This is a genomic window from Pseudochrobactrum lubricantis (assembly GCF_041929865.1).
GTDB classification, from domain to species: domain Bacteria; phylum Pseudomonadota; class Alphaproteobacteria; order Rhizobiales; family Rhizobiaceae; genus Pseudochrobactrum; species Pseudochrobactrum saccharolyticum.
The window spans coordinates 1-12,398 of sequence record NZ_JBHEEE010000004.1; the positions used below are offsets into that span (position 1 = coordinate 1).

At 50.8% G+C, this 12,398-nt stretch carries 11 protein-coding genes; 4 read left to right on the plus strand and 7 right to left on the minus strand.

Annotated features, from left to right (window positions below):
• Positions 1 to 120: 120 nt before the first annotated feature.
• Complete coding sequence (locus JNC80_RS09255; protein WP_022709446.1) at positions 121 to 945, minus strand: aldo/keto reductase; 825 nt, start codon at positions 943 to 945, stop codon at positions 121 to 123.
• Between the two features lie 348 nt (positions 946 to 1,293).
• Positions 1,294 to 2,127, minus strand: coding sequence for a L,D-transpeptidase (locus tag JNC80_RS09260; protein ID WP_376710376.1), 834 nt, complete (start codon positions 2,125 to 2,127; stop codon positions 1,294 to 1,296).
• 303 nt (positions 2,128 to 2,430) lie between these two features.
• Between JNC80_RS09260 and JNC80_RS09265 the strand changes: the two genes are divergently transcribed.
• The 4 genes from JNC80_RS09265 (at position 2,431) to hisG (ending at position 6,561) form a co-directional block, all read left to right on the plus strand.
• Entirely contained in the window at positions 2,431 to 3,081 is a 651-nt protein-coding gene (locus tag JNC80_RS09265) for a DNA-3-methyladenine glycosylase I (protein ID WP_376710144.1), read from the plus strand.
• Positions 3,082 to 3,204: 123 nt separating this feature from the next.
• Entirely contained in the window at positions 3,205 to 4,728 is a 1,524-nt protein-coding gene (gene hisS / locus JNC80_RS09270) for a histidine--tRNA ligase (protein ID WP_376710145.1), read from the plus strand.
• A 1-nt stretch (position 4,729) separates the two neighbouring features.
• On the plus strand, positions 4,730 to 5,872 hold the full coding sequence (locus JNC80_RS09275) for an ATP phosphoribosyltransferase regulatory subunit (RefSeq protein WP_376710146.1): 1,143 nt from the start codon (positions 4,730 to 4,732) through the stop codon (positions 5,870 to 5,872).
• Positions 5,869 to 6,561 carry an ATP phosphoribosyltransferase gene (hisG, locus tag JNC80_RS09280; RefSeq protein WP_151158395.1) on the plus strand — a complete coding sequence of 231 codons (693 nt, stop codon included), beginning with the start codon at positions 5,869 to 5,871 and terminating at the stop codon, positions 6,559 to 6,561. The genes JNC80_RS09275 and hisG overlap by 4 nt, the downstream gene beginning before the upstream one ends.
• 78 nt (positions 6,562 to 6,639) lie before the next feature.
• On the opposite strand, the gene JNC80_RS09285 is transcribed toward hisG, so the two are convergent.
• The 5 genes from JNC80_RS09285 to groES form a co-directional block, all read right to left on the minus strand.
• Entirely contained in the window at positions 6,640 to 7,041 is a 402-nt protein-coding gene (locus JNC80_RS09285) for a DoxX family protein (RefSeq protein ID WP_376710147.1), read from the minus strand.
• A gap of 328 nt (positions 7,042 to 7,369) precedes the next feature.
• Positions 7,370 to 8,761 (minus strand): class II fumarate hydratase, encoded by a 1,392-nt coding sequence (fumC, locus tag JNC80_RS09290; RefSeq protein WP_376710148.1) that lies wholly within the window; start codon positions 8,759 to 8,761, stop codon positions 7,370 to 7,372.
• A 179-nt stretch (positions 8,762 to 8,940) separates the two neighbouring features.
• Positions 8,941 to 9,192 carry a hypothetical protein gene (locus JNC80_RS09295; protein ID WP_116086960.1) on the minus strand — a complete coding sequence of 84 codons (252 nt, stop codon included), beginning with the start codon at positions 9,190 to 9,192 and terminating at the stop codon, positions 8,941 to 8,943.
• Between the two features lie 746 nt (positions 9,193 to 9,938).
• Positions 9,939 to 11,582, minus strand: coding sequence for a chaperonin GroEL (gene groL, locus JNC80_RS09300; RefSeq protein ID WP_075654413.1), 1,644 nt, complete (start codon positions 11,580 to 11,582; stop codon positions 9,939 to 9,941).
• Positions 11,583 to 11,691: 109 nt separating this feature from the next.
• A complete protein-coding gene (gene groES, locus JNC80_RS09305; protein ID WP_022711248.1) occupies positions 11,692 to 11,988 on the minus strand; it encodes a co-chaperone GroES in 297 nt (98 codons plus the stop codon).
• Between the last annotated feature and the right edge of the window lie 410 nt (positions 11,989 to 12,398).

Consider the following 12,398-nt stretch of genomic DNA (forward strand, 5'->3'; position numbering starts at 1 on the left):
GTTTGACACCATTAGATTTTTTGTTGATTTATTCATGTTAAAATAAAGCACTCGTATAATTTATACGAGTGCTTTGATAATTAAGCAAATTTTTTGAAAAATATATTTCGAAATGACAGATTAACCGAAGGTTGTCGGATCAGGCCCGATACGTCCGTCAGAAGCGTCCAGCTTGTTGATCTCGTCATGCTCGATACCCAGAAGCTTGAAATCTGTGACTTCAAAATTTTCTTTAATACGGGCAGGGGTGACGGATTTCGGAATGACGACATTGCCGATATCCAGATGCCAGCGCAGAATGACCTGAGCGACAGATTTGCCGTGATTGGCGGCAATGGCTTTCAAAACCGGATTGTCCAGAATTTTACCCTGTCCGAGCGGGCTCCATGCTTCTGTAGCGATATTATGCTGCTGGTGGAACTGGCGCAGATTATCCTGCTGGAAATAAGGGTGCAGCTCGATCTGGTTGATGGCTGGCACAACATCTGTTTCACGCAGGATACGTTGCAGATCAGCTGTGCGGAAATTGGAAACGCCGATTGATTTCACACGGCCTTCTTCACGTAATTTGATGAGTGCACGCCATGTATCAAGAAATTTATCTTTGTTCGGCATTGGCCAGTGAATGAGATAAAGATCAAAATAATCTGTACCGAGGCGCTCAGCCGAAGCATCAAAAGCTTTCAGGGTGGAATCATAACCCTGATCGTCATTCCAGACTTTCGTTGTCAGAAAAATATCCTGACGTGCGATGCCGGAATTACGAATTGCCTGACCGACACCTTTTTCATTCTTGTAAATTGCGGCGGTATCAATGTGACGGTAGCCGGTTTCAAGCGCGGTTGTCACACTGGCGACGGCTTCTTCATCGCTGACCTGCCATACACCGAAACCCAGTTGCGGAATGGAGTTGCCGTCGTTCAGTTTGATCGCAGCTACGGTCATGTCCTTATTCCTTTTCTGTTTTTTGCGCCGGTAATTTCATCGCATTGTTTGGGATAAACCGGCGAAGCACTTTGCAGAACGCAATCTTGAATCAGTTCTTACAGTTTTTGCAAGACCGGCTTATGTCAAAAGCGATAAATTCTTGGGGGTGGTTTTTCACAAGCCTGTCTGTTGCCGGACAGATTTCTTCTTGCGAGTGCAATGCTCGACAGGCTGCCGGAGGCGAGATGCGAGTAAAACCGCAGCTTGCCATGCGATGAATAGAAAAGCCCTGCATCAGTGTCTGATGCAGGGCTTTTGGTTGTGGGGCGTTTAAACAGAAATCCTATTCTGCTCTTCAGGATAGATTCAGAGAACGACGACTTTCGTGCCCACCGGCACCCGTTCATAGAGATCTTCCACATCCTGATTGCGCATGCGGATACAGCCGGAGGATACTGCGCGCCCGATGGTGGATGGCGCATTGGTGCCGTGAATACGATAGAGCGTATTACCTAAATACAGCGCACGTGCGCCGAGCGGATTGGCAATGCCGCCTTCCATACGAACAGGAAGAATGCGGCCTTTCTTGCGCTCGCGGGCAATCATTTCTTTCGGCGGATGCCATGTCGGCCATTCGGCTTTGCGGCTCACGGTTTCAGTGCCTTTCCAGCTGAAACCTTCTTTGCCGACACCCACGCCGTAGCGGCGGGCTTTGCCATTATCTCCGACAAGATACAGAAACTTGTTTTTCGTATCGATCACGATTGTTCCGGACTTATGGGAAGCTGAGTAATCAACTTCCTGCGGCAGATAGATCGGGTTCATACCACCCGCAGCCTTTGCAGGATTTTGCGGTGCTGCTGCACTGGTGCGGATGAATGAACCCTGCTGATAGGTTGCATTCCGTTGCAGAGCTTTATCCTGTTTTGTGCGCGCTTGCTGGCGTGTAGCGGAGCGTTGCGCAGGTGCCTGAATGCCTTGTGATCCGCTGTTGCGGTAGATGCGCGGCTTTGATGGCGCAAGCTGAGTGGCATAGCGCTGCGGCTGCAATTGAGTGACCCAGGGTGCACTCAGATCAGGGCTGAGAACCAGAGGCGGCGGTGTGGCATAACGGTCATTGGCAAATGCTCCGCCAGCTGAAATGGCGGACAGGGCAAAAGCAGCAATGGATGCGATCAGCAGCAGATGACGTGGTTTCATCAGATCGTCCTGTGTTGAAGTCATGCCTGAAACTGTGATGCACTGTTCAGCAGGCGAGACATGCAGATTCCTTTGCTTCGACTGTGATGCCTGACCCTTTTGAAAAGGTGAATCACTGCCTTGCGGATGCGCAAATGCGGTGAAAACTTTCTCTTTTGGTTATCAGCAGGTAAATATTCTGAGTTGGGTTTCGTGGCTGCTTTCTGTCTTGAAACGGAAGATATGTTCTTTTTTTGTTCCATGTCAAATGAAATATGCTATAGAGAGACTCGTTGGTTTGGACAAAGATGGCGCGGGTGAAAAATGGTGCAGGATATACCGGTTCTGGAAGCAGGATTGCATTTAGGAGAGGATGGGCGGGTGCGCTGTGGTTGGCATGGCGGTTTGCCGGATTATCTGCTTTACCATGATACGGAATGGGGATTTCCGGTTGATAATGATCGTCGTCTTTTCGAGAAAATCTGTCTGGAGGGCTTTCAGTCCGGCCTGTCATGGCTGACAATTCTGCGTAAGCGTGAAAACTTCCGCCGTGCTTTTGCAGAGTTTGATTTTCATAAAATGACGCAGTTTACTGAGGAAGATGTTGAGCGTCTGATGCAGGATAAGGGCATTGTACGCCACCGCGGCAAGATCAAATCAGCGATTAATAATGCAGGTCGTGCGATTGATCTGATTGCCGAGAAGGGCTCGCTGGCCGCTTATTTCTGGAGCTTTGAACCGCAGCCGAAAGACCGGCCGGCACGGTTTGATCTGGCGGCCTATAAAGCGAACCCTTTAACCGAGATTTCTACCCGTATCAGCAAGGATTTGAAGAGGCGCGGCTGGTCATTTGTCGGCCCGACAACAGTCTATGCTTTTATGCAGGCGATGGGGTTGGTGAATGATCATCTGGAAGGTTGTTATTGCCGTCCGGTGATTGAGCGATTGCGGCAGGATTTTGTGCGGCCAGCATAATATGTTTCTGCGCGGATCTTGCTCTTGCCGCATGCAAACTGATCGGTTAGGAAACATACGCGCCTTTCAAGGATATTAAGGCATTTAATCTTCAAGATAACTCAAGTTTAGCGGATCAGTATCATGGCAAATAAAGCGGAGAAGATGAAAGCGCGGTTGCCGCGCGGCTTTGTGGACCGTGAGCCTCATGATCTGCGTGCTGCTGAGAAAATGCTGGCGACAATCCGTGAGGTTTATGAGCGCTACGGTTTTGATCCGATTGAAACGCCGCTTGTTGAATATACTGATGCATTGGGCAAATTCCTGCCGGATCAGGATCGTCCGAATGAGGGCGTGTTCTCGCTTCAGGATGATGATGAACAATGGCTGTCGCTGCGCTATGATCTGACTGCGCCGCTGGCGCGTCATGTGGCTGAGAATTTCAATGAAATTCAGCTGCCATTCCGCACCTATCGCAATGGCTGGGTATTCCGCAATGAAAAGCCGGGTCCTGGCCGTTTCCGCCAGTTCATGCAGTTTGATGCGGATACTGTTGGTGCACCGGGCGTTTCTGCCGATGCGGAAATGTGCATGATGGCAGCGGATACGCTGGAGCGTCTCGGCATTCAGCGCGGCGATTATATGATCCGCGTCAATAACCGTAAGGTTCTAGACGGTGTTCTGGAAGCGATTGGTCTGGCCGGTGATGACAATGCCGGACGCCGCCTCAATGTGCTGCGTGCCATCGACAAGCTCGACAAATTTGGCGAAGAGGGCGTGAAACTGCTGCTCGGCGAAGGCCGTCGTGATGAATCCGGCGACTTTACCAAAGGTGCAGGACTGGATGCGGCTGCGATTGCCAAAGTTCTCGACTTTACTGCTGCGGGTGCGGAAGATGGTCAGCAGACCATCGCAAATTTGCGTGCTGTTGTTGAAGGCAATGCCCGCGGTACAGAAGGCGTGGAAGAACTCGCGCAGATGCAGATTTTATTTGATGCAGGCGGCTATGCCGGTCGCGTCAAAATCGATCCGTCTGTTGTACGTGGTCTGGAATATTACACCGGTCCTGTTTATGAGGCCGAACTGCAATTCGACGTCACCAATGAAAAGGGTGAAAAAGTCGTATTCGGTTCTGTTGGCGGCGGTGGTCGTTACGATGGTCTGGTGTCGCGTTTCCGTGGTCAGCCGGTTCCGGCAACGGGTTTCTCCATCGGCGTTTCCCGTCTGATGACAGCGCTGAAAAACCTCGGCAAGCTCGGCTCAGAAGATGCAATGGCGCCGGTCGTCATTACGGTGATGGATGGTGATGCTGAAAGCCTCGGCCACTACCAGAAATTCACGCAGGATCTGCGTGATGCCGGTATCCGCGCCGAGATGTATCAGGGCAACTGGAAGAAATTCGGTAATCAGCTGAAATATGCGGACCGCCGCAATGCGCCGCTTGCGATTATTCAAGGCGGTGATGAACGTGCCAATGGCGAAATTCAGATTAAGGATCTGATCGAGGGCAAGCGTCTTTCCGGCGAGATTGAAAGCAATGAGGAATGGCGCGCCAGCCGTCCGGCGCAGATCACTGTCAAAGAAGCTGATCTGGTTGCGGAAGTGAAGCGTATTCTGGCTGAACAGGCAGAGGATCGTTTGCAGGAACTAAGCAGGCAGGCGAAGTAAAATGAGCAATCGTCAAACAGCAGATATTGCCACTGATCTGGCGTCTTATTTTGCAACCACGTCGAGTGAAGCCGTTGATATTCCGATCCTGCAGCCGGCCGACCCGTTTCTGGATATGGCCGGTGAGGATCTGCGCAGCCGGATTTTTCTGACTGAGAATGAAAATGGCGACAGCCTGTGCCTGCGTCCGGAATTCACCATTCCGGTCTGCCGCAATCATATTGCGCTGAATGCAGCCACGCCGAAGCGCTATTCTTATATTGGCGAGGTTTTTCGTCAGCGTCGTGAAGGCGGCACCAGTTTTCATCAGGCCGGTATCGAAGATCTTGGCGGCGATAATGAACCTGCCTCCGATGCGCGCTCTCTGAGCGATGCGTTGAATGCTGTGCATCAGGCAGCTCCTAATGCGTCATTGCAGGTGCTGCTCGGCGATCAGTCTGTGTTTGAAGCCGTTCTGGCATCTCTCGGCCTGCCACGCGGCTGGCAGAAAAAGCTGGCGCGTGCTTTTGGTAGTGCTGAACTGCTGGAACAGGCCTTGCAGGATTTGGCATCACCGCGTCTTGGTAATGTCATTCCTGAGCGTTTGCGTCAGATTGTGGATGAACAGGGCGAAGATGCTTTGGTCACTGCACTTGCACAGGAAATGCAGGTTGCCGGTATTTCACCGGCCGCAGGCCGCAGCCCTTCTGAGATTGCACGGCGTCTGATGGAGAAGCAGCAACTGGCTGCGGTTCAGCTGGCAGATAGGGTGCTGACGGCGCTTAAGACATTCCTGTCCATCCGTGTACCGCTGGAACAGGCGACTGTACAGCTGACAGAATTTGCTGAACAAAACGGTCTTGATCTCGGCGCTGCATTGCAGAGCTTCGGCAAACGTGTTGAGGAAATGCGTAAGGCTGGTATTGATCTTCGCATCATCACTTATGATGCAGGTTTTGGCCGTCCGCTCGATTATTATACCGGTCTGGTTTACGAAATTACCAGTCGCGATGCTGATTGCGGTGTGATTGTCGGTGGCGGGCGTTATGACCGTTTGCTGACAATGCTGGGTGCGAAAGAGCGTATTTCCGGTGTTGGTTTCTCCATCTGGCTCGACCGTTTACAAAAATGTGCCGAGGCAACACAGGCAGGAGCACGCTCATGACTGTAACACTGGCTTTGCCTTCCAAAGGCCGTCTGAAAGAGCAAACAATTGCAGTGATGGCGAAAGCCGGATTGCATGTCGTTCTGCCGGAAGATGACCGCAATTACCGCGCCCGTATTGAAGGTGTGGATGATGTGGATATTCTGTTTCTCTCCGCGTCAGAAATTGCCCGTGAACTGGGTTATGGGACAGTTGATCTCGGTGTCACCGGTGAAGACCTGATCCGTGAGACGCTGGCGCGTGCAGATGAAAAAGTGCAGATTGAAACGCAGCTTGGCTTTGGCCATGCGGATGTGATCGTTGCCGTGCCGGAAGTCTGGCATGATGTGGCGACAATGGCCGATCTTGATGATGTGGCTGCGGATTTCCGCCAGCGTCATGGTCGCCGTTTGCGGATTGCCACCAAATATTGGCGGCTGACACAGCAGTTCTTCTCTCAGAAGCACGGTATTCAGGTTTACCGTATTGTTGAGAGCTTGGGTGCGACCGAAGGTGCACCGGCAGCCGGTTCTGCGGATATTATCGTTGATATCACATCGACCGGTTCGACATTACGAGCCAATAGACTGAAAATTCTGGATGACGGCATTATGCTGAAATCGCAGGCTTGTCTGGTTTCTGCGCGCCGCAGTCTGGATAATCCGCGGGTGACGGAAATTATCAGCCGTATCTGTGACAGTTTGAAATAAGCTTACATATTTAAAAAAAAGAAAAGGCCGCAATTCTCATGAATTGCGGCCTTTTTGATAGGTAGAAGTGTTCAGCTATTAGCGACCGCGACGGTCTACTGAATATGCACCGGCACCGGTTACGGCGAGCAGAAGCAGACCACCTGCAATTGCGAGGTTCTTCTGTGCCATCAGTGCGTTCATGCCTTCGGCAAAGTCCATATGGGCTACCAGTGTGGCACCGATGGTGAACAGGGCAACAACGACCGCTGCGATACGGGTCTGGAAACCGATCAGAATGGCGAGGCCACCAACAAATTCAACCAGACCAACGAGAACTGCGGTCACGCTTGGCATTGGCAGGCCGATCGCACCGAAATATTGCGCAGTGCCTTCAAGGCCGGTCAGCTTGCCCCAACCTGCAAGAATGAAAAGAATAGCAAGAAAAACGCGGGAGATCAGAATAATAACGGAATTCTGGGAGGCGGAAACAGTGCTCATTATGAGGCTCCGGATGATATATTGCTGGAGGAGGGTAAGAGGCTTCCAGGCAATAAAAGTTAACAATAGAAAAGTGATTTATGCTGCAGGCTCATTGTGCGCAGCATGAATTGCTGTTGCGCAATGGATAACTAATAAGTGACTGTATTGTAAATATAGACAGATATTGACATATTGTTCATCAATAGTGAACCCTAAAATAGCATGTTGAAATTTAACACCGATAGCCCTGCGTTGATAGCAAGTTAAGGTTACAAGAGCTTATAAAAGAAAGCAGCCCGCAACAGTGAGCTGTTACGGGCTGCAATTCATTCGTCATGCAGAGCAGTTATGCAGGGTGCAACATCAGTTCCGGACGCACTAAAGCTTCATATTCTGCTTCACTGACAAGACCGCTTTTCAGGGCTTCCTCGCGCAAAGTCGTGCCATTATGATGGGCAGTCTTGGCGATTTTTGCTGCTGCGTCATAGCCGATCTGCGGTGCGAGAGCCGTCACCAGCATCAGTGAATTTTCCATCAGTTCATGGATGCGGGCTTCATTGGCTTCAATCCCGTCAATACAATGATCGACAAAGGAATTCATGCCGTCAGCCAGCAAACGGATAGATTGCAGCACATTGGCCGCAATCACCGGCTTGAAAACATTCAGCTCAAAATGCCCCTGACTGGAAGCAACGGTGACGGTGGTGTGGTTGCCGAAAACCTGAGTGGCAACCATGGTCAAAGCTTCTGCCTGTGTCGGGTTGACTTTGCCCGGCATGATCGATGAACCCGGCTCATTTTCCGGCAATTGCAATTCGCCGAGGCCGGAGCGGGGGCCGGAACCGAGAAAGCGGATATCATTGGCAATCTTAAACAGATCGGCGGCAAGCGCATTCAGACTGCCATGAAGATTGAGCAGAGCGCCGTGGGAAGCGAGTGCCTCGAATTTATTCGGGGCGGTTTTAAATGGCAGGCCGGTAATATTGGCTACCGCATCAGCAAAGCCGGTATCAAAACCCTTTGCCGAATTCAGCCCTGTACCGACCGCTGTGCCGCCCTGTGCCAGCAGATAAACATCTGTCAGGCTCTGCACAATACGGTGCCTGCCATATTCTGCAGCCGCACGGTAACCAGAGAATTCCTGCCCCAGTGTGACAGGCGTGGCATCCTGCGTATGGGTGCGACCGATCTTGATCAGATGCGCGAATTTCTCTTCTTTGGCTTTCAGCGCATCAATCAGATGATCGAGGGCAGGGAGCAGGCGGGATGTGACTTCAACCGCGGTGGCAATATGCATGGCAGTCGGGAAACTGTCATTGGAGGATTGCCCCATATTCACATGGTCATTCGGGTGAACCGGCTTTTTGCTGCCGATCGTGCTGCCGAGCATTTCAATCGCGCGGTTGGAGATCACCTCATTCACATTCATATTCGACTGGGTGCCGGAACCGGTCTGATAAATCACCAGCGGGAAATGGTCGTCAAGCTTGCCTTCAACAACCTCTGCAGCGGCTACAGTAATGGCGCGGCCTAAGACCGGATCAAGTTTACCCAGAGCAATATTTGTCTCTGCTGCGGCCTGTTTGACAATGCCGAGTGCATGAATGAGCGGCAGTGGCTGGCGATCTGTTCCGATTTTAAAATTTTGCAGAGAGCGCTGGGTCTGCGCACCCCAGTAACGATCATTATCAACAGCGATAGGGCCGAAACTATCGGTTTCGGTACGTTGGTCAGACATTTACAGCTCCTGAAGTTCTGTATTCTGGGAAGATGTCAGAGTGTCATATGGTATCGGTTACAGGTATTGCGAGACCGTGCAAAACACAGTTTTGTGTAAGCTTCAGCACAATCGCGAGTGAAAATAAGTTTAATATTTTCAGTGCGGTGCCGTTATCGCGCCGCAATATTAAAGGCGGTTCAGTCGTCCTCGGCCTCATCATCCGGATTTTCTATCCAGGCAGTCGGGTCGATTTTTTTCTGGGTTGTGCTGTCAATGAAAGTCCACCAGCCTGCATCGCTTTCATTCCAGTCGCCACCGGCTTTTTGAAGCTGTTCAAGCCGGCGATAACGGGCGGGAGATTCATTGAGCTGACCATCAAAGTCTGTCCAGAGTACCGTGACTGTGCGTCCGTCCTGCGGTGCCGTTGTAATCGGGTGTTCTTTACGCATTCGTCTTCCCTTCGTTGCGATGCAATGAAAGCACTGTCCAGATCAGAACAGCGAAGCTTGTAAATACAAACCTATAGCGCATTCCGGACAGTGTGAAGCATTTATATGTAAAACAGAGTGCTGAGATGAAGAGGTCAGCTAACAGGCTGAACTATGAGCTTCACAGGCGCAAGCGGCATATCGGAGCTCTTATTTATGACTTGTGAAAAGCGGAAATTGTGCTGAGAAAGGCGTGGGAAGACGGGTTTCCCCGTCTTCCCTATGCGCGGTCAGCAGTTCCTTCAAGCGGGGGCAAATAGGAGTGCCGACCAGCGCAAGCTGCAGATTTTCAATCTTTAAAGCCTGATCCTTAAGGAGATACTAAAATAATTTTGAGTTATCATTAAGTACAGTAACTTTAAAAAAATAATGCATTGCAATTGTGATGGTCGCTAATCGCATTGGTTACAATTTATTTAGAAATATCTCTCCTGAAAAATGGAGAGGTTACATAATCAGCTTAAATGCATAAGGCAAGCTATATCCTGTGCCGCATCGCTATGCCGTGCAGATTTTAGTGTTTTGATATAAAAAAAGCCCCTGATTTCTCAGAGGCTTTTTCATTTCTTAGCCGCATTATCGTGGCCGCACAGGCGCTCACGCCTGTGCTACAAAATGCTCGGATGGATTTCTTAGAAATCCATGCCGCCACCCGCACCGCTTCACGGTGCAGGCTTATTCTCTCATGGGCGAGCTTTATGGACTTCTTAGAAGTCCATGCCGCCCATGCCGCCCATGCCGCCGCCTGGCATTGCTGGCATGCCGCCGTCTTTCTTCGGCAGTTCAGCAATCATGGCTTCGGTGGTGATCATCAGACCAGCGATAGAAGCTGCGTTCTGCAGAGCAGTACGTACAACTTTAACCGGATCAACAACACCAGCTTTGATCAGATCGCCATATTCGTTGGTTGCAGTGTTGTAACCAAAGGTTTCGGAAGCGTTTTCGAGGATTTTACCAACGATTACGGATGCTTCTTCACCGGCGTTTGTGGTGATCTGACGGGCAGGAGCCTGGATCGCACGACGGATGATATTGATACCGGCGTCCTGATCAGCGTTGATACCTGTAACGGTAATCTTGGCCGATGCGCGGAGCAGGGCAGTACCGCCACCAGGTACGATACCTTCTTCAACCGCAGCGCGGGTTGCGTTCAGAGCATCGTCAACGCGGTCTTTGCGTTCTTTAACTTCAACTTCAGTTGCACCGCCAACGCGGATAACTGCTACACCGCCGGCGAGCTTAGCAAGACGTTCCTGCAGCTTTTCACGGTCGTAGTCGGAAGAAGTTTCTTCGATCTGCTGTTTGATCTGGCCAACGCGGGCTTCGATTTCAGCTTTCGAACCGGCACCATCAACAACAGTTGTGTTTTCTTTGGTGATCGCAACTTTCTTCGCACGGCCGAGCATGTCGAGGGTCACGGATTCCAGCTTGATGCCGAGATCTTCGGAGATAACCTGACCACCGGTGAGGATAGCGATATCTTCGAGCATTGCCTTACGACGATCGCCGAAGCCAGGAGCCTTAACAGCAGCGATTTTCAGACCGCCGCGCAGCTTGTTAACAACCAGAGTTGCCAGTGCTTCACCTTCTACGTCTTCAGCGATGATGACGAGTGGCTTGGAAGTCTGAACAACAGCTTCGAGAACCGGCAGAAGAGCCTGCAGGTTGGAAAGCTTCTTTTCGTGCAGAAGGATGTAAGCGTCTTCCAGTTCTGCAACCATCTTTTCTGGGTTGGTTACGAAATACGGAGACAGGTAACCGCGGTCAAACTGCATACCTTCAACAACTTCCAGCTCGGTTTCAGCTGTCTTGGCTTCTTCAACAGTGATAACGCCTTCGTTGCCGACTTTCTGCATCGCTTCCGCAATCATGCGGCCGATTTCAGCTTCACCGTTAGCGGAGATTGTGCCAACCTGAGCAACTTCTTCAGAAGTGTTGATTTTCTGAGCTTTGCCGAGAAGGTTTGCAACAACTTCGGTCACAGCCAGATCAATACCGCGCTTCAGATCCATCGGGTTCATGCCGGCAGCAACAGCTTTTGCGCCTTCCTGAACGATAGCCTGACCGAGAACGGTAGCGGTTGTTGTACCGTCACCGGCAGTGTCATTGGTCTTGCTTGCGACTTCGCGCAGCATCTGTGCGCCCATGTTTTCGAACTTGTCTTCAAGTTCTACTTCTTTGGCAACCGATACACCGTCTTTGGTGATGCGTGGCGCACCGAAAGATTTGTCGATAACAACGTTACGACCTTTAGGGCCGAGCGTTACTTTAACAGCATCTGCAAGGATATCGACGCCGCGCAGCATTTTTTCGCGCGCTGAACGACCGAATTTTACGTCTTTAGCAGCCATTTTTCTCTCCTGGAGCCTGAGGTCTTGCCTTCAAAGCTTCCCGATTTGAACTGTTGAAAAGGGATGGTGAATAAGCCCGGGCTATGAACCGCTCAGGCTAAATCGAAAATCAGGCGATGATTCCGAGAATGTCGGATTCTTTCATGATCAGCAGGTCTTCGCCACCGATCTTCACTTCTGTGCCGGACCATTTGCCGAACAGAACGCGGTCGCCAGCTTTAACGTCCAGAGCAACCAGCTTGCCGCTTTCATCGCGGTTACCGGAACCAACGGCGACAACTTCGCCTTCAGACGGCTTTTCTTTGGCTGAATCAGGAATAATGATGCCACCGGCTGTCTTTGCTTCCGATTCTACACGACGAACGACAACGCGGTCATGAAGAGGGCGGAAATTGATCTCTGCCATGGATATAACCCTTGAAAATACGCCTTGAAATAAGGCAGCAAAATGAGTTGAAGGCCTTTCGGCCCGTGGATTATTAGCACTCTCTTTGTGTGAGTGCTAACGTGCTTTTGATATAGGAAAGAGCCGTTTCGGAGTCAAGGTTTCCGGCGGGCATAAAAGACAATATTGCCGGTGATAAACCCTGTAAAAACTGACAGGGGGCATCGTAAATCAGATGCTTAGGCACAAATATGATGCCCGTCCTGCGGATTTATAAGTGCCTGACGGCAACAAATTTTCATGTCTCGTAAGCGTGTCGCTGTGTTTCGGACATTATTGCCCGAATGTGAAAGCAGTATGAACTCTGTTGGAAGGGTGAGAAAATAAAACCACGGCGGGCTCTGTGTAACCGCGCCGTGGTTTTTCTCATC

What these genes read in the sequence shown, in the direction of transcription:
- JNC80_RS09255 (WP_022709446.1), bottom strand. Translation starts at nt 945, where the DNA reads ATGACCGTAGCTGCGATCAAACTGAACGACGGCAACTCCATTCCGCAA.
- JNC80_RS09260 (WP_376710376.1), bottom strand. Translation starts at nt 2,127, where the DNA reads ATGAAACCACGTCATCTGCTGCTGATCGCATCCATTGCTGCTTTTGCC.
- JNC80_RS09265 (WP_376710144.1), top strand. Translation starts at nt 2,431, where the DNA reads ATGGTGCAGGATATACCGGTTCTGGAAGCAGGATTGCATTTAGGAGAG.
- hisS (WP_376710145.1), top strand. Translation starts at nt 3,205, where the DNA reads ATGGCAAATAAAGCGGAGAAGATGAAAGCGCGGTTGCCGCGCGGCTTT.
- JNC80_RS09275 (WP_376710146.1), top strand. Translation starts at nt 4,730, where the DNA reads ATGAGCAATCGTCAAACAGCAGATATTGCCACTGATCTGGCGTCTTAT.
- hisG (WP_151158395.1), top strand. Translation starts at nt 5,869, where the DNA reads ATGACTGTAACACTGGCTTTGCCTTCCAAAGGCCGTCTGAAAGAGCAA.
- JNC80_RS09285 (WP_376710147.1), bottom strand. Translation starts at nt 7,041, where the DNA reads ATGAGCACTGTTTCCGCCTCCCAGAATTCCGTTATTATTCTGATCTCC.
- fumC (WP_376710148.1), bottom strand. Translation starts at nt 8,761, where the DNA reads ATGTCTGACCAACGTACCGAAACCGATAGTTTCGGCCCTATCGCTGTT.
- JNC80_RS09295 (WP_116086960.1), bottom strand. Translation starts at nt 9,192, where the DNA reads ATGCGTAAAGAACACCCGATTACAACGGCACCGCAGGACGGACGCACA.
- groL (WP_075654413.1), bottom strand. Translation starts at nt 11,582, where the DNA reads ATGGCTGCTAAAGACGTAAAATTCGGTCGTTCAGCGCGCGAAAAAATG.
- groES (WP_022711248.1), bottom strand. Translation starts at nt 11,988, where the DNA reads ATGGCAGAGATCAATTTCCGCCCTCTTCATGACCGCGTTGTCGTTCGT.